Source organism: Streptomyces sp. NBC_01775 (assembly GCF_035917675.1).
In the GTDB taxonomy this organism is placed as follows: domain Bacteria; phylum Actinomycetota; class Actinomycetes; order Streptomycetales; family Streptomycetaceae; genus Streptomyces.
In genome coordinates this window covers 3,906,103-3,922,235 of the sequence record NZ_CP109104.1, presented here as the reverse complement: position 1 = coordinate 3,922,235, position 16,133 = coordinate 3,906,103, and the positions used below count along the sequence as shown (strand labels likewise).

Sequence of the window (16,133 nt, the reverse complement as noted above, 5' to 3'; positions counted from 1 at the left end):
AGATCCGGCAGAAAGCGGCCTCGATGGCCGTGCGCAAAGCCTAGCCACCCGTGGCGTGCCCCCGGCCGCCCCGCGGCCCGTGCGGCGACTGATCAACCGGGTGGCGAACCACCCCCGGCCATCGGGTATGGTTTACACCGTTGCCACGGCGCACCGCTCCAGCGGGGTGCCAGGCAGCAATCCCAAGGCGGTGTGCCCGAGCGGCCAAAGGGAGCAGACTGTAAATCTGCCGGCTCAGCCTTCCCAGGTTCGAATCCTGGCGCCGCCACAGGACATGGAAAAGGTCCCCTGACCAGCCATTTAGGCAGGTCAGGGGACCTTTTCAGGTCTGCCCGCCGGGATGGGCGCGCTATCTCACACTGTCTCGCTGTGAACCACTGTTTCTCGGTGTGTGTGGACCAGGCGTGGACCGGCTTCAGCAGGGCTTCGCCGCAGCAGCCCCGGGGCCATGGAGGCGCGCCGAGATCTTCGCGTTGGCCGCGTCGTCACCGTCCGTGAGGAACTTCGCGTACACGCGGAAGAGCACAGCGACACTATGCCGGGCCCGTTTGGCCCGAGCTGAGGCTCGACATCCGAGCTGAGCCTCGTCGACACCGCAGCATGACGAAGGTCATACGGACGCTTCGCCAGTACGGAGCCGAGCTGTGCGGCCGTGAGGGCTCGGCGCCGAGCCTCGGCCCAGACCTCGCCGTACGCCGTATCCGGTGTCCTGGACCAGCCCGCCGCGCGACGTGCGGAAGACTCGTCCGTCCGGCGCAGCGCCGTAGGCGGTGACGTGCCAGCGCAGCGGGCGACCAGCTCAGGCGGAATCGGGACGGGGCGCACGGCCTTGCGCGGCCGGTGCTTGAGTCCGCGCCTCTCGTGAGCTCCCCCGCTGTCGGTCCAGGCCGAGCCGGAGCGCGGCCGGGTTTCGTCCAGCCGCAGTACGCCCCAGCCACGCCGGGGAAGGCCGCAGTCGCTCAGGCGCAGTCCGATGACCTCGGCCGGCCTGGCTGCCGCGTAGTACATGGAGCCGAAGAAGGCCACCAGGAAGGCCACCAGGTGGCGACCACGCGCGCTCTGCTCCCGCACTGCGGCCAAGATATCGCCCGCCTGTTGGGGTCCGGCACGCACGCCGGGTCCACCTCCTCGTCCACCTCCTCGTCCACCTGCTCAGGTGCTTTCCACTTGATGCGGGTGAGGGGGTTCTCCGTGAGAAGTACGGCCTCGATCGCATACTCAAGCGCGTTGTGGAAGATCACGCGCTTCCGGCTGATGGTCCCTGCGGCTGCTGTCTTGCCGTCCAGCTTCCGGGACACGGCGTTGAGGGCGGCTCGGACGCGCAAGCGGGAAATACGGCGCTGGTGTGGCCAGCACGTCCGTAGGGGCTTTCTGCGGGGCGTCATTTTGCGGGCCGCATCCCTCGCGTAGTCATCGCATGGCGCGAACCGGACCTCTTCGTACACGACGTCGACGGCGTCGCATTCCTTGAGAGCTCCGGCGTGACGGTGGTGGAGCTTCACCATCTGTCAGCCGAAGCTCAGACCGTTCAGGGCTTGTTACAGCGGCCACGTCGAATCCCCCACGTACGGTCAGTTGGGGCGTCACGTTTCGTGAGCCATACCTGGGCCGTACGGGACTCACCCGGCAGGAGGAGGGGGATCGGTCGAGGGGCGGACGTCGGCTCTCGGCCTTGATGCGACGTTCAGAACATGACCGTGGTGACAGAGGTGATGACGCGATCGTGGCGCAGGTGTTGGGAGCGATGGCCGTGCTGGGTGGGCTGGGCCGCGATGATCTGGGCGGTGATGTACGCGGGCTTCGGCCTGGTATGCGTACTGAACGGGATTTCGCCGTTCCACAAGGGCGGTGCGCAAGCCTCCCGGCTGGGGTGGGCTGTCGTGGCGACGGGCGTACTGTCGGCGCTGCTGTCCGGGGCGAGCGTGCGGTACGGGCTGCGGCCACTGCTGCGGACGGCGCTATGGGTGATGTGCGGCCTTGCGGGGATCGCCGCCTTCAGCCTGTTGATGGACGTCATCACGCTGATGTTCGCCCAGGGTGTGGACAGTTGGGCCTCAGCCACGAACCACGCCCTCGCGGCGGCCGGTGCGGTGCTGCTCGCGGCCACTGCCCGCGCCGATCGCCGCCCGTCGTCCGCTACCGCCTACCCCCCGGCATCGTCCGCCGCCCCACAGGTCCAATGCGCCGCCTGGGCGGGCACGGTGGCCTTCGTGCCGTACGCGGCGATGAAGCTGAACTGGGCGCTCGGCGGCACCTTCGCAGGGACGTCCGGAGACGAGATCCTCGCGACCTCCCAGCGCAACGGCGCCTCGGGCAGCTGGCTCACCCTGGCGTCGTGGGGCCTGGACGCCACCACACTGCTCGCCGCACTCGGCGTGTTCCTGCTCTGGGGTCTGGTCCGCCCGTGGGGGCAGGTCTTCCCGCGCTGGACTTCGGTCCTGCGGGGCCGCCGCGTCCCTCGCTGGCTCCCCCTGATCCCGGCCCTGATCGGCGCCGCCACTCTCGCTCCGTACGGGGTGGTCGGAGCCGGCTATCTGACGCTGGTCTCGGCGGGCGCGCTGACGATGCGGAGCGGAGACTTCCCCTCCGTGCACGATGCACTCCAGGTCAGCTGGGTCGGGATCATCGCGTTCGGCGTGTACGGCCTCGCGCTGACCGTCGCCGCCCGCTCGTACTGGTTCCGGACACGCCGCCAACCAGGTGTGTGACAAAGCCACGTGACCGCCTGCGGCCATCCGGCCAGGGTCTCGGGCTTCCACGACCAGGGTCTCGGGCTTCCGCGGCGACGTAACAGCGCACCACCCCGTAGGAGACGCCCCCCCATGCTCCTCCGACCAGTCGATGAATGATCCGCGCGACGGTTGACGGTGTACCGCTGCTGCTTGCGCGTCGCGTCCGGATGCGACCGCAGGATCTCGTAGATCACCGGCTTGTCCGGGTTCAGCGTGGTGGCTCGGGGCGGCAGCTTCTTACGCGGCTCCGGCCAGGACGAGTCCAACGCCTTCCGTATCGTCCGCCAGGTCACGCCGTACCGTCCGCCAGGTCACGCCGTGCTTGCGCTCAAGCTCCCGCATCGACATGCCGCCGCGATGGTCACGCCGGATCGCCGCGGTACAGCTCGGCCTTCGGCATCTGCGGCATGACCAGCATCCCGTTCCTGGGTTGGCGGGGCGTGATCGTCTTCCGGCGCTCAGGCGACCGCGGGCACGTTCCCGGCCGCACGACGGCGATTCCAGTACGCGACGGTCAGTACGGCCAGCAACGGCCCCCACAAGACCAGCGGCGCGTAGCAGAAATAGAACCAGGCAGACTCCCAGCCACCGGCTCGGCTCGGGTAGTCGGCCGACATGGCGTCGCCTCGGATCGTGGTGCCCCTGATCTCGGAGACGATGAACAAAAGGGTGAACAAGAGGGTGAGGATCGTGGCCCCGATGGTGGCCGGGATGACCGCCGCCCTCGTCGGGACCCGGCGACCGCGCAGGAACGGAATCCAGTGCGGGAACACCTCGCCCCAGCGGGCGATCAGGCCGAACGCGGTAAATGCGAGGACTTCGGACAGGACCGACAGGAAGACGATGTACGCCCGCTCGCCGATCCCGATCCCGTCGTCGAATGCGGCCGGGAGCCGCCAGATGCCGGCGGGCAGGACGGTGAACGGCACGGCGTAGGCGGCGAGTTTTATTCGTCGAGAAACTCCGCCGACGGGCTCGTGTGCCGTCCGCCATGCGGCGCGGAGCCGTCCGGGGCGGACAGCAGAGGGTTCTTCGGCGTGCTGGAGCGACTGCATGTTCGGTCCTCGGTTCCGTGGGCGGCGGCTGACCCGTTCGGAAATGAAGATCCCAGTCGCGGGGTCGTTGGGAATCGCTCTGCGGGCGGACTCGGCTCCGCCGCACGGTCGACGGAGAGGTGCCACCAAAGGATTACGGCAGGCAGCGTGGAGCCGTCACGAAGCCCTCTGCCGGAAGCCGCTCAGGATTGCCCGTTCGCCCCCTCCTGGTGGAACTGACGACTCCTGGTGGAACTGACGACAAGGCCCCGGAAAGCTACCTCGCCGGGCTTCACCTGCGTGCCTCGGTGATCTGGATCAAAGACCTCACCCGAACCGGAGTCGAGAGCCGCATAGGTCATCGAGGGACGTGCTCGTCGGGATCGCAGTCGCGGGCTCTGGCGGCAGCTGCATTCCCGGGCCCGCGGGCTCAGGCGAGGGCGGCGACCAGCAGGGCGAAGGCAGCGATGATGACGGCGACGCGGACATCGTGGAAGCGGTCCCAGCGGTTCATCTGCTCCTTCCAGTCCTCGGGCCGGTTCCCGGGGGTCCACGTCTTGCCCCGGTTGTTGATCGGGACGAGCAGCAGAAGCGACATGATCACGCTGAGGATCAGCAGCGCGCCGGCGGTGATGACGAGGCCGGTGCCGTGGTGGGTGCCATCCGGCGATGGCCCAGACCGCGACGAGGACGAGCGAGGTGCCTCGCCGATACGAAGTGGGCCGACATGCTCACCGACGCGGACCGGCGGGCCCTGTCCCCGCTGTTCTGGACGCATGTGAATCCCTATGGTCGGTTCGAGCTGGACATGGACAGCCGCCTCGACCTGGACCTGGCAGTCCGGGCGGCCGTCGTACCCGGGCCGCGCATCCCCGAGGCCGTACCGGCTGCGGCCCGAACGTGACGAACTCCAGGTGCGATCTCAGTAGTCCTAGCCTCCGGGTTGCCCGATGAGTGATTCGACTCCGTCCAGCATCCGTGCGAGCCCGAACTCGAAGAGGGTGTCGAGTTCGAGGTCGAACCCCTCCTGGTCGAAGAGAGTGGACAGGATCGGATAGGACCCAGCGGTCTGGATCGTCTCCATCCGCGGTTCGTTGGATGCCATCCACTCCTCGGGTGTCATGCCGGTGTCCTGCCGCGCTTGCGACTCCAGCTCGACCGCCGCCGCGACGCCCTGCGCGTACCCGAGAAGCGCGAGGTGGACGTGGATCATCTGGGTTGGCGTCAGCCCCAGGCCGTTCAGGGCATTGAGGACCCGCTCGGTGTATCGCATCGCGTGGGGCGAGGCCATCGGCCGGGTGAGGGCAGCCATGGCTCGTGCCAGCCAGGGATGGCGCTGGTACAGGCCCCACAGCCAGCGTGCCTCCCGTTCCAGTTGCGCGCGCCAGCCGGCCGGTCGCGACCCCAGCGGTTCTCCGTTGAAAGCGGTCTCCGACATCAGCCGTACGAGCTCGCCCTTGCTCGGAACGTGGCGGTAGAGCGCCATGGTGGAGACGCCGAACTCGGTTGCGACTCGGCGCATGGAGAGCGCGGCGAGACCTTCGGCGTCGACGAGAGCGATCGCGGTGCGGACGATGCGATCCCGGGTGAGTCCGTGGTGGGGAGTCGACGGCCGTTCTCGTCCTGACTCGGCGACCACGGTGCCGACGCCGGGCACGGCCCGCACCAGACCCTCCTGCTTCAGAGTGGCGAGCACCTTCGTCGCGGTCGCCATGGCGACGCCCCACTCCTGGGTGATGCTCCGGGTGGAAGGGATACGGGCACCGGGCTCAAGCTCACCCGAGTCGATACGCCGACGGATGGCGCCGGCGATGCGGAGATAGGGCGGTTCCATGGCCATGACCGCACTGTACTAGTGCACTCACAGGGCATTCAGGCTGCTCAAAGCCGAGTAATGGCGGGGTGCACTAGGTACCTGTTTGCGGCGTACGCCACGCTCCCGGTTCCCTGCCGCTCATGGAGAACACACCCAACCCTCGCGCGGGGCGCAAGGAATGGACCGCCCTGGGCGTCCTGATGCTGCCCCTGCTCCTCGTCTCGATGGACGTCTCGGTCCTGTACTTCGCGATTCCCTACGTCAGCCAGGACCTGCAGCCCAGCGCGACGCAGCAGTTGTGGATCCTCGACATGTACGGCTTCGTCCTCGCCGGGCTCCTCATCACGATGGGGGCGCTCGGCGACCGGATCGGCCGGCGCACGCTGGTGCTCGCGGGAGCGGTGCTCTTCGGAGCGGCCTCGGTCGCCGCGGCGTACGCGCACACGGCTGAACTGCTCATCGCCGTGCGCGCGCTGCTGGGTCTCGGCGGCGCCGCCTTGATGCCCTCGACTCTCGCCCTGATCCGCAACCTCTTCCACGACGAGAAGCAGCGCGGCAAGGCGGTGACCCTGTGGACCGCCGTCATGACGACGGGCATCTCGCTGGGGCCCGTGGTCAGCGGTCTGCTGCTGGAGCACTTCTGGTGGGGCGCGGTCTTCCTGATCAACCTGCCCGCGATGGTGCTGCTGCTCGTGCTGGTGCCGTTCCTGGTGCCGGAGTTCAAGCCGGCGAAGCGAGAGCGCTTCGACCTGCTGAGCGCGGTGCTGTCACTCGGCGCTGTGCTGCTGGTCATTTACGGCATCAAGGAATGGGCCCGGCACGGGTACGAGCCGCTGCCCGCCCTCGCCATCAGTGTGGGGCTCGTGCTCGGCTTCGTCTTTGTGCGCCGGCAGAAACACCTCGCATATCCGATGATCGACCTCGGCCTGCTCGGCCGGCGCACCTTCGGCGGCCCGGTGTTCGCCAACCTCCTCGCGATGTTCGCCACGGTCGGGATGGCCGTCTTCCTCACCCAGTACCTGCAGTCCGTCCTCGGCCTGAGCCCGTTCAACGCCGCACTGTGGAGCCTGGTACCGGCCGCCGGAGTGGCCGTCATGGCCCCGGCCGCAGCGGCGCTCGCACAGCGCATGGACCGCGCGTACGTCATGGGCGGCGGCTTCCTCCTCTCCGCCTGCGGGTTCCTCTGGCTGACCCAGGTGCGCACCGACTCGGCACTCTGGTTCACCCTCGCCGGCGCCTCCCTGTACGCGGGCGGCCTGGTCGCCGCCATGACCCTTGCCAACGAACTCGCCCTCGGCGCGGCCCCGCCGGAGCGCGCGGGATCAGCCGCGGCCGTGCTGGAGTCGGGCCAGGAGCTCGGCGGAGCGTTGGGCATGGCGATCCTCGGATCCATCGGGGCAGCGGTATACACCCGGGACATGGCCGGAGCACTGCCCTCGGGAGTACCGCAGGCCGAAGCCGTCCGCGAAACGCTGGGCGGTGCGACGGCCGCCGCGGCCCAGCTGCCGGACGGGACCGCAGATGCCGTACTGGCGGGCGCGCGTGACGCCTTCACACACGGGATGAGCTTCGCAGCTGTAGGCGCGGCCGTCGTCATGGCCGGTGCCGCCCTCTTCTCGTTCACGTGGCTGAGGGGCGCGGGCAAGACGACGCGCACGACGGAATCACCTGCCGACCCACGGCCCGCGCCCCTCGCGTCGTGATGGCCTGTAGTCCTGGTTCGGACACCAGGTAGCAAGTAACCGCGAGGTCAGTTCTTGAGGCTCACCTGCGGCGGCTGGCGGTGGGGTCGCGTCCTGCGACGTGCCGGGCCACGGCGTCGACGCCCGGGCGGGCGTATCGCTCCACGGAGCGGACCGAGGCGTGGCGGGAGCGGGCCAGCAGCATCGGGGCGGAGGTACCGTCCTCGGCGTCATGCGTGAGCGCACTGTGGCGGAGCCGGTGGAGCGTCCAGCCGTCCAGGTCCTCGTCGATGTCCTCGGGTGGGGCGAGCGGGTCGGCCAGTAGCCGGGTGTTCCCCTCGAAGAGCTCCTCAGCACGCCGGTAGGAGAGGCGGGCCCGGCCGGTCTCCGGGCACACGTCGAGCGTCGGCGTTCCGGCGGGGGCCTTGTGGCCGGTGAGGAACAGCGGGCCGCGGGTCCGACGGGCGATCAGGCGGGGCAGCAGCTGGGCGGTGCCGGACTGCCAGTGAATCCACTCGGTCGCCCCGCCCTTGGCGGTGATCCTGCCGCGCTTGTCCTGCGGGTACAGGTCCTCGACGTTCAGGCACAGCACCTCGTCGGCCCGTGCGGCGGACTCGTCGAGCACCTTCCACTGCGTCTTTCCCCGGAGCCCGACGTCCAGGTGCCAAAGGGAGGTGATCTGGTTCTCGGCCAGGGCCTTGGTGCGGTCCGGCGGTGCCGGCCGCCTCTCGATGCCGATCGTCGGATCGCCTTCGATCCAGCCCTGGCGCTGCCACCAGCCGATCGCCTTCCGCGCGATGGACAGCTCCCGGTTGACGTTGTCGGCATCCATCTCGTCCGCCTGTCGCGCCACCGCCAGATCCGCCAGTACCTCCGGCAGGGCCGGGTCGTCGATCGTGGCGACGGAGGAGTCGGGGGGCTTCGCCCCCCGGCGGGCGCCCCCGACGGGCGTGTCCGGTCGGTGCCGGTTCGCCGGTGAGCATCCACCCCCACGTCGTCAGCGAGATCCGGTAGATCCGCGCGGACGACTTCGCGATGCCCGCCCCGGTGAGGTGCCGCTCGACCGCCGCGGTGTACGACGACGGCGGGCGGACAGGGGCACCACCCGGGCGCGCGGCAGCCGGAGCGCGCTCCCGATCCCGACTGGTTCCGATCGTCACGCCCCCGCCCCACCTTTCCAGCACTGCCGCAGTAAATGCGTACACCTCGTCCTCGCGGCTGGAATGTCCCGCCGCAGGTCGCGATGATCACGATAGGCTCCGCCGCAGTAAATCCGGTATTTACCGCGGCACCACCCTGACGGCCCACCAGGCGACAGAAGTGCGATAGATCGACTCGGAAACGGAACGGCTGCCGCCATCCGCTGCGCCGTTGACTCCCGCGATGACTTCAGCCCGGGCACGGCCGCCGAGGCGGCGGCGCTTGCAGGCGCGGGTGTCCGGCCGCGCGGCCGGACACCGCAGGTCAGGCGCGCTCTCAGCCCCTCAGCCCCTCACCCCTCGCCCCTGAACGGGCTCGCGCCCGCGGACGGGTCCCCTCACGTGCCGATGGCCTCGATCGCCTTCGGGATCGGCGTCTCGCCGCCCACCAGCTCCAGCGTGAGCCCGGCCGTCCCCGGCGCGTCCAGCAGGGCGACCAGTACGGCGGCCACGTCGTCCCTGGTCACCTCGCCGCGCCCGGTCCGCTCAGCGAGGTGCACGCGGCCGGTGCCGGTGCCGTTCGTCAGCCGTCCGGGGCGCAGCACCGTCCAGTCCAGGGCCGCGCGGGAGCGTACGTCGTCGTCGGCGGCGCCCTTGGCGCGCAGGTAGTCGGCGAAGACCGGGTCCATGCCCTCGGGCGTCCCGGACAGCGAGGCGTCGGCGGCCATCGCCGAGACCATCAGGAAGCGGCGCACGCCCGCGTTCTCGGCCGCGTCGGCGAACAGCACCGCCGAGTGGTGGTCGACGGTCTGCTTGCGCTCGCTGCCGCTTCCGGGGCCCGCGCCCGCCGCGAAGACCGCGGCGTCGGCGCCCTCCAGGTGCCGGGCGACCTCGTCGGCCGTCGCCGACTCAAGGTCGCACACGACGGGCTCGGCGCCCGCCCCGAGCAGATCGCTCGCCTGCTGAGGGCGGCGCACGATGCCCGCCACCTCGTCCCCGCGCCCGGCGAGCAGCCGCTCCAGCCGCAGCGCGATCTGACCATGTCCACCAGCGATAACTGTGCGCATACCCCTGACCGTACGCCCCGCGGATCACAGCGCGGCGGACCTCAGCCCTGGGACTGACGCGGCAGGCCCAGCTCGGGAGCCGCCGCCAGGTCGCAGTACTCGCGCACCGCGCTCGTGCGGGCCACCACCCGGCCGCGGTGCACCACGATGCGGCTGTAGGCGAGCGAGAGCGCACCGGCCAGCTGCGAGCCGCGCACCGCGAGCAACTCGGCGGGAAAGCCCGCCTCGACGCGTACCTCGGGCAGCCCCATGGCGGCGCGGGCAAGGGCGCTGATCGCGTCGTAAGCGCTCTCGGGGCGGGCCTCGCCGTGGGAGGCCAGCAGGTAGGCGGCCTCCAGCGGATCGCCCCTGCCGACCTGGTTGGACGCGTCGCGCAGCGCCCCGCTGCCGGCCGCCACCGAGACCCCGGCCGCCGCCAGCACCCGCGCGGGCGCCACGCGGGAGGGCGAGGCGGGCGAAGGGCGCTCCAGCATTCCGCAGTTGCCCTGCGGCAGACAGACCACCGTGACCCCGGCAGCCGCGAGCTGGTCGGCGGTGCGCAGCGCCACCTGGTGCGGCAGCCGGGCCAGTCCGGCGCACGGCCCGATCGAGACCCCGGGCCGCAGGCCGCCGGCCGCCGAGGCGAGCCGCGTCAGCCGCGCGGGGTCGCTCCCGTCGGTGTGCAGGTCGACGTGGCAGCCGTGCTCGGCCGCGACCTCCAGCACGGCCTCCACATAGCCGCCGGGGTCCGGGTCCAGATCGGGGCAGCCGCCGACCGCGCTCGCACCCATCTTCACGGCGTCCCGCAGTATGGCCAGCTCCTCGGCGCCGGCCGCTCCGGTCAGCAGCCGGGGTACGGCCACCGCGCTCAGGTCCACCAGCCCGCGCAGCGACCTGCGCGCCTGGAGCACCGCCTCCAGCGAGCGCAGCCCCGCGACGCCGCCGATGTGCACATGGGTGCGCAGCGCGGTGGCGCCCTGGCCGAGCTGGAGCAGCGCGGCCTCGGTCGTGCGCCGCTGGACGTCCTCGCCGGTGGCCTCCGCCTTCTGCCGAGCGGCCTTCTGCCCGGCTGCGTTCCGCCCAGCGGCCTCGGGCGGGGGGTCGGCGGTCAGCGCGGTGTCGTAGTGCGCGTGCGGCTCGGCGGGGGCGGGAAGCAGCAGATAGCCGGACAGGTCGACCCGGGTGCCGCCGTCCTGCGCGGGGCGGAGGCTGCCCGCGGTGCCGACGGCCTCGATACGGTCGGACACCAGCCGGACGTCGACCGTGCGGCCGTCGACGAGGCGGGCTCCGCACAGGACGAGCGAGTGAGGGGGGCGCGGAGGATGCGGGGCAGCGGCGTCGCGGAATTCCCGTCCGGAATTCCCCGGCTCCTGCGGCTCATCGTCGGTCATCTTGCTCCCACGTCGCATGTGGAGATGAGAGTAGGACGCCTGGTGAGCGGCAGCGGGGAGGAGGCGAATAGTCGTACTGGTGTGGTGCCCGGGGCCGTATCGGTGTGGTGTCAGGGCCTGTTGGGACAGGGGTCGGACGGGGGCGCGGGCAGGGCCGATACGGATTTCACGTTTGGCGGCCAGGCGTGTAATGTCTTCATCGCTCGCCCCAATAGCTCAGTCGGCAGAGCGTCTCCATGGTAAGGAGAAGGTCAACGGTTCGATTCCGTTTTGGGGCTCTGATGTGAGGGATCTTCCGCCGGAAGATCGCCGCATCGTGGCGGTGTAGCTCAGTCGGTAGAGCAAGCGGCTCATAATCGCTGTGTCACCGGTTCAAGTCCGGTCACCGCTACTTCACTGACAGTAGCCGGTTGTGGGCTCGGTCCTCCGATCGGCTATTCTTTCTGCGTTGAAACCCCGTCCGTTCGTCAAGGAGCACTCACGTGGCTGCCACAGACGTCCGCCCGAAGATCACGCTGGCCTGCGTGGAGTGCAAGGAGCGGAACTACATCACGAAGAAGAACCGGCGCAACAACCCGGACAGGCTTGAGATGAAGAAGTTCTGTCCGCGCGACAAAAAGCACACCGTGCACCGCGAGACCCGCTGAATCGTCTCGTACTCCGAGGCCGTCCCCGCTCGCCGGGGTCGGCCTCGCGCTGTGTCAGCACCCAGGTCTTCTCCGGCCCTCGGGTCTCCCGGGCGCCGGTGCGGTCCCGGGCCGGCGCCCCGTCCTCTCGCCGTACACCCACCATCGCCGCAGGAGGCGCCGCCGATGGCACTCGACCAGTCCTTCGTCGGGAGGACGTATCCGCCCAGCCGTCCCTACGAGGTCGGCAGGGAGAAGATCCGCGAGTTCGCGGAGGCCATCGGTGACGCCCACCCCGCCTACACGGACGCCGAGGCCGCCAGGGCGCTGGGGCACGCGGATGTGATCGCGCCGCCGACCTTCGTCTTCTCCATCAGCTTCGGCGAGGCGCAGCGCGTGGTGCAGGACCCCAAGCTGGGGCTGGACTACGCCCGCGTGGTGCACAGGGACCAGAAGTTCGCCTACACGCGCCCCCTCGTGGCGGGTGACCTGCTCTCGGTCACCTCCACGATCGAGTCGATCAAGTCCCTGGCGGGCAACGAGGTGCTGGACATCCGTGGCGAGGTGACCGACGCCGAGGGCCGTCCGGTGGTGACCGTGCACACCAAGCTGGTGGCGCGCGCGGTGGAAGGGGAGTGACGTCGATGACAGCCAAGGTCGCCTACGCGGATGTCGAGGCCGGCACCGAACTGCCCGTCCGTACCTTCCCCGTGGACCGTGACCGGCTGGTGCGCTATGCCGGTGCCTCCGGGGACTTCAACCCCATTCACTGGAACGAGCGCTTCGCCAAGGAGGTCGGGCTCCCCGACGTCATCGCGCACGGCATGTTCACCATGGCCGAGGCCGCGCGGGTCGTCACCGACTGGACGGGTGACCCGGGCGCGCTCGTGGACTACTTCGTGCGCTTCACCAAGCCGGTCGTCGTACCGGACGACGGGCAGGGCGCGCTCATCGAGGTGGCGGCGAAGGTCGCGGCCAAGCTGGACGACGAGGCCCGCACGGTCCAGGTCGACCTCACGGTCACCAGTGCCGGCCAGAAGGTGCTCAGCATGTCCCGCGCCGTGGTCAAGCTGGCCTGAGCGCCACCCCCGTCCGGCCGGAGCGCCACCCCCGTCCCGTCCGGAGGCGCACCGCTCCCGGCCGCGGGCGCCCGCTCTCGTACTCTTGAGCGCGTGCAGGAACTTCACGCTGACCCCACTGACCCCGCCGGCTCCGGACGCTTCGGCGCCTCCTCCCCGGCACCCGCCCCGCTCGCGCCGCTGACGACGCTGCGCCTGGGCGGGCCCGCCGCCCGGCTCATCACGGCGACCACCGACGACGAGGTGATCGAGGCGGTCCGCGAGGCCGACGACAGCGGCACCCCGCTGCTGATCGTCGCGGGCGGCAGCAACCTCGTCATCGCCGACGAGGGCTTCCCGGGCACGGTGCTGCGCATCGCGACCAGCGGTTTCTCGCTCTCCGGCACGCGGCTGGAGCTGGCGGCCGGTGAGAACTGGTCTCAGGCCGTGGCCCGCACCGTCGAGGCGGGCCTGGCCGGTGTCGAATGCCTGGCGGGCATCCCGGGCTCGGCCGGCGCGACCCCGATCCAGAACGTGGGCGCCTACGGCCAGGAGGTCTCCAGCACCCTCACCGAGGTCGTCGCCTACGACCGGCACACCCGCGAGACCGTCACCGTCCCGAACGCGGAGTGCGGCTTCTCCTACCGGCACAGCCGCTTCAAAGCAGACCCCTCGCGCCATGTCGTCCTGCGGGTGCGCTTCGCGCTGGAGGACGCCGGCGGCCTCTCGGCTCCGCTGAAGTACGCCGAGACGGCCCGACTGCTGGGCGTGGAGACCGGCGAGCGGGTGCCCGCGGTCCTCGCGCGCGAGACGGTCCTCAAGCTCCGCGCGGGCAAGGGCATGGTCCTCGATCCGGAGGACCACGACACCTGGTCGGCCGGGTCGTTCTTCACCAACCCGGTCCTGGACGAGGCCGCGTTCGCCACCTTTGTCGCACGGGTGCGCGAGCGCCTCGGCCCGGACGTCGCGCCGCCCGCCTTCCCCGCGGCGGAGGGGCGCACCAAGACGTCCGCCGCCTGGCTCATCGACAAGGCCGGCTTCACCAAGGGCTACGGCACCGGCCCGGCCCGTATCTCCACCAAGCACACCCTGGCCCTCACCAACCGGGGCTCGGCGACCACGGCCGACCTGCTGGCACTGGCCCGCGAGGTGCGCGACGGGGTCGAGAGCGCGTTCGGCGTCACCCTCCACAACGAGCCGGTCACGGTCGGCTGCGCGCTGTAGCGCGGGGGGAGCGGGGCCCGTTCGCGACCCCGTAGACCTTGCGCGCCGTGGCGTCGTCGCCGGTCATGGCCAGCATCGCGCTCGCCAGGTCGGCGCGCGTGATGCTGTGCCGCCGGGGCACGGCGGTGCCCTCGCGCAGCACCCACTCCCCGGTGCCCGGCTTGTCCGTGAGCTGCGGGGGACGCAGCAGCGTCCACTTCAGCCCGCTGCCCCGGATCTCCTCCTCCATCAGGGCCAGATCCGCGTAAACGGCCTTGAACACCCTGCGTACCAGCGGTGTCCCCACCACCCGGAAGAGCGGGCTTTCCTCCTCGGGCTGCTCGCCGACCGGAGCCGCGCTGACGGCCAGGTAGCGCTCCACGCCCGCTTTCTGAAGGGCGCGCAGGATCGCGCGTGTTCCCGCCGAGGCGATGCCCACGCCCTTGTTGGTGGGGGAGCCGAGTGCCGACAGGCCCGCGTCGGCGCCCGCCACCAGGGGACGCAGCGCCTCGTCGTCGCGTACGTCGGCGGTGACCACCCTCAGCAGGTCGTTCCGCACCGGCAGCCGGGCCGGGTCCCGCACCACGGCCGTCACCTCGTGCCCGGCCTCCACCGCCTGCCGTACCACCTCCCGGCCGGCGCCACCGGTCGCTCCGAAGACTGTGAGTCGCATGGTGATGGGTCCCTTCCCGGTAGGTGGGTAAGTGTTCACTCACCCTTAGGGTGAGTGAATGCCCACCCCGAAGTCAACGCGTCCCACCCGCGAGCGCATCATCGACGCCGCCGAGCACCTGCTGCGCACCATCGGACTCGCCCGTACGACCACCAAGGAGATCGCCCGCGAGGCCGGATGCTCGGAGGCGGCGCTCTACAAGCACTTCAGGGGCAAGGAAGAGATCTTCGTCCAGGTCCTGCAAGAGCGGCTGCCCCGGCTCAACCCCCTGTTGCGCGAGCTGAGCGAGGACCCGGGGGAGCGTGGCGTGGAGCGCAACCTCATCGAGATCGCCGAGCACGCCGCCCTCTTCTACGAGCAGAGCTTCCCGATCGCCGCCTCGCTCTACGCCGAACCGACCCTCCAGCGCCGCCACTTCGAGGGCGTACGCACCCTCGGCCAGGGACCCCGCACACCCCTGGCCGCCCTGGCCGACTACCTGCGCCGCGAGCGCGAGCGCGGCGCCGTGCGGGCCGACGCCGACGTCGACGCGGCGGCGGCCCTGCTCCTGGGCGCGTGCGCGCAGCGCGCGTTCCTCTACGACTTCGCCGGGGGCGAGCGCCCGGAACAGCCGCTCGCCGAGTTCGCCGCGAGCCTCGTACGCACCCTCATGCACGCCCTGGTGCCCACGGAGGCGGGCGGAGCCGGGCGGCACTAGACCGGAACGGCCGCCGCCCAGGCGTCGATGTCCGCCAGCACGCCGGTCCGCACGTCCTCGGGCATCGAGGCGCCGCGCACCGACTGGCGTGCCAGCTCGGCCAGTTCCGCGTCCGAGAACCCGTGCGCCTCCCGCACGATCTCGTACTGGGCCGCCAGCCGCGAGCCGAACAGCAGCGGGTCGTCGGCGCCCAGCGCCATCGGCACGCCGGCGTTCCACAGCGCCCGCAGCGGCACGTCCTCGGCCTTCTCATAGACGCCCAATGCCACGTTGGAGGCCGGGCACACCTCGCACGTGACGCCCCGCTCGGCCAGCCGCTCCAGCAGCCACGGGTCCTCGGCGGCACGCACCCCGTGTCCCACCCGGGTGGCCCGCAGGTCCTCCAGGCAGTCGCGCACGCTGCGCGGCCCCGACAGCTCGCCCCCGTGCGGCGCGGCCAGCAGGCCGCCCTCCCGCGCGATGGCGAAGGCCCGGTCGAAGTCGCGTGCGAAGCCGCGCCGTTCGTCGTTGGACAGCCCGAAGCCGATGATGCCCTTGTCCTTGAAGCGCACCGCGAGCCGCGCCAGCGTACGGGCGTCCAGCGGATGCTTCATCCGGTTCGCCGCCACCAGCACCCGCATGCCCAGGCCCGTCTCACGGGAGGCGGTCTCCACCGCGTCCAGGATGATCTCCAACGCGGGCGAGAGGCCGCCCAGCCGGGGCGCGTACGAGGTGGGATCGACCTGGATCTCCAGCCAGCGCGAACCGTCGCGGACATCCTCCTCGGCGGCCTCGCGCACCAGCCGCTGGATGTCCTCGGGCTCCCGCAGACACGACCGTGCGATGTCGTACAGCCGCTGGAAGCGGAACCACCCGCGCTCATCGGTGGCGCGCAGCTGCGGAGGCTCGCCCCCGCTCAGTGCCTCGGGCAGATGTACGCCGTACTTGTCAGCCAGTTCGAGCAGGGTCCCCGAGCGCATCGAACCCGTGAAGTGCAGATGCAGATGGGCCTTCGGAAGCGTCCGCAGATCCCGCTCTGAGGAAGAGTGCAACATCC

General features: G+C 70.8%; 15 protein-coding genes, 3 tRNA genes and 1 pseudogene. 11 read left to right on the top strand and 8 right to left on the bottom strand.

Annotated features, from left to right (window positions below):
- Positions 1–186 precede the first annotated feature (186 nt).
- A tRNA-Tyr gene (locus OHB04_RS17465) sits at positions 187–268 on the top strand.
- 1,423 nt (positions 269–1,691) lie between these two features.
- Positions 1,692–2,708 (top strand): hypothetical protein, encoded by a 1,017-nt coding sequence (locus OHB04_RS17460; protein WP_326688618.1) that lies wholly within the window; start codon positions 1,692–1,694, stop codon positions 2,706–2,708.
- 482 nt (positions 2,709–3,190) lie between these two features.
- Here the strand turns inward: OHB04_RS17460 and OHB04_RS17455 are convergent, their stop codons facing one another.
- Together OHB04_RS17455 and OHB04_RS17450 are read right to left on the bottom strand one after the other, a co-directional pair.
- Positions 3,191–3,787 carry a hypothetical protein gene (locus tag OHB04_RS17455; protein ID WP_326807766.1) on the bottom strand — a complete coding sequence of 199 codons (597 nt, stop codon included), beginning with the start codon at positions 3,785–3,787 and terminating at the stop codon, positions 3,191–3,193.
- Positions 3,788–4,196: 409 nt separating this feature from the next.
- Positions 4,197–4,464, bottom strand: a pseudogene (locus tag OHB04_RS17450) (anthrone oxygenase family protein); the annotation flags it as partial.
- A gap of 29 nt (positions 4,465–4,493) precedes the next feature.
- Between OHB04_RS17450 and OHB04_RS17445 the strand changes: the two are divergent.
- Complete coding sequence (locus OHB04_RS17445) at positions 4,494–4,670, top strand: hypothetical protein (protein ID WP_326807765.1); 177 nt, start codon at positions 4,494–4,496, stop codon at positions 4,668–4,670.
- Positions 4,671–4,697: 27 nt separating this feature from the next.
- Here the strand turns inward: OHB04_RS17445 and OHB04_RS17440 are convergent, their stop codons facing one another.
- Positions 4,698–5,606, bottom strand: a complete 909-nt coding sequence (locus OHB04_RS17440) for a TetR/AcrR family transcriptional regulator C-terminal domain-containing protein (protein ID WP_326807764.1) — start codon at positions 5,604–5,606, stop codon at positions 4,698–4,700.
- Between the two features lie 116 nt (positions 5,607–5,722).
- Between OHB04_RS17440 and OHB04_RS17435 the strand changes: the two genes are divergently transcribed.
- Positions 5,723–7,285, top strand: a complete 1,563-nt coding sequence (locus tag OHB04_RS17435; protein WP_326688614.1) for an MFS transporter — start codon at positions 5,723–5,725, stop codon at positions 7,283–7,285.
- A gap of 61 nt (positions 7,286–7,346) precedes the next feature.
- Here the strand turns inward: OHB04_RS17435 and OHB04_RS17430 are convergent, their stop codons facing one another.
- From OHB04_RS17430 to OHB04_RS17420, 3 genes are all read right to left on the bottom strand, one after another.
- Complete coding sequence (locus OHB04_RS17430; RefSeq protein WP_326807763.1) at positions 7,347–8,117, bottom strand: site-specific integrase; 771 nt, start codon at positions 8,115–8,117, stop codon at positions 7,347–7,349.
- 684 nt (positions 8,118–8,801) lie between these two features.
- The gene (locus OHB04_RS17425; protein ID WP_326688612.1) at positions 8,802–9,470 is read right to left on the bottom strand and encodes an NAD(P)H-binding protein; all 669 of its coding nucleotides are present in this window, start codon (positions 9,468–9,470) and stop codon (positions 8,802–8,804) included.
- Between the two features lie 41 nt (positions 9,471–9,511).
- Positions 9,512–10,840, bottom strand: a complete 1,329-nt coding sequence (locus OHB04_RS17420) for a hydrolase (RefSeq protein WP_326688611.1) — start codon at positions 10,838–10,840, stop codon at positions 9,512–9,514.
- A 205-nt stretch (positions 10,841–11,045) separates the two neighbouring features.
- Between OHB04_RS17420 and OHB04_RS17415 the strand changes: the two genes are divergently transcribed.
- From OHB04_RS17415 to OHB04_RS17390, 6 genes are all read left to right on the top strand, one after another.
- Positions 11,046–11,118 (top strand) — tRNA-Thr (locus OHB04_RS17415).
- 40 nt (positions 11,119–11,158) lie between these two features.
- Positions 11,159–11,231, top strand: a tRNA-Met gene (locus OHB04_RS17410).
- Between the two features lie 91 nt (positions 11,232–11,322).
- The gene (gene rpmG, locus OHB04_RS17405; RefSeq protein WP_326688610.1) at positions 11,323–11,487 is read left to right on the top strand and encodes a 50S ribosomal protein L33; all 165 of its coding nucleotides are present in this window, start codon (positions 11,323–11,325) and stop codon (positions 11,485–11,487) included.
- 165 nt (positions 11,488–11,652) lie between these two features.
- Positions 11,653–12,105 (top strand): MaoC family dehydratase N-terminal domain-containing protein, encoded by a 453-nt coding sequence (locus OHB04_RS17400; RefSeq protein WP_326688609.1) that lies wholly within the window; start codon positions 11,653–11,655, stop codon positions 12,103–12,105.
- Between the two features lie 5 nt (positions 12,106–12,110).
- Complete coding sequence (locus OHB04_RS17395; RefSeq protein WP_326688608.1) at positions 12,111–12,545, top strand: MaoC family dehydratase; 435 nt, start codon at positions 12,111–12,113, stop codon at positions 12,543–12,545.
- A gap of 180 nt (positions 12,546–12,725) precedes the next feature.
- On the top strand, positions 12,726–13,748 hold the full coding sequence (locus tag OHB04_RS17390; RefSeq protein ID WP_326809465.1) for a UDP-N-acetylmuramate dehydrogenase: 1,023 nt from the start codon (positions 12,726–12,728) through the stop codon (positions 13,746–13,748).
- Here the strand turns inward: OHB04_RS17390 and OHB04_RS17385 are convergent.
- The gene (locus OHB04_RS17385) at positions 13,726–14,400 is read right to left on the bottom strand and encodes an NAD(P)-dependent oxidoreductase (protein WP_326807762.1); all 675 of its coding nucleotides are present in this window, start codon (positions 14,398–14,400) and stop codon (positions 13,726–13,728) included. The genes OHB04_RS17390 and OHB04_RS17385 overlap by 23 nt on opposite strands.
- Positions 14,401–14,458: 58 nt before the next feature.
- Between OHB04_RS17385 and OHB04_RS17380 the strand changes: the two genes are divergently transcribed.
- A complete protein-coding gene (locus OHB04_RS17380; RefSeq protein WP_326688606.1) occupies positions 14,459–15,097 on the top strand; it encodes a TetR/AcrR family transcriptional regulator in 639 nt (212 codons plus the stop codon).
- Here OHB04_RS17380 and OHB04_RS17375 read toward each other — a convergent pair.
- Positions 15,094–16,131 (bottom strand): adenosine deaminase, encoded by a 1,038-nt coding sequence (locus OHB04_RS17375; protein ID WP_326688605.1) that lies wholly within the window; start codon positions 16,129–16,131, stop codon positions 15,094–15,096. The genes OHB04_RS17380 and OHB04_RS17375 overlap by 4 nt on opposite strands.
- Positions 16,132–16,133: the final 2 nt, after the last annotated feature.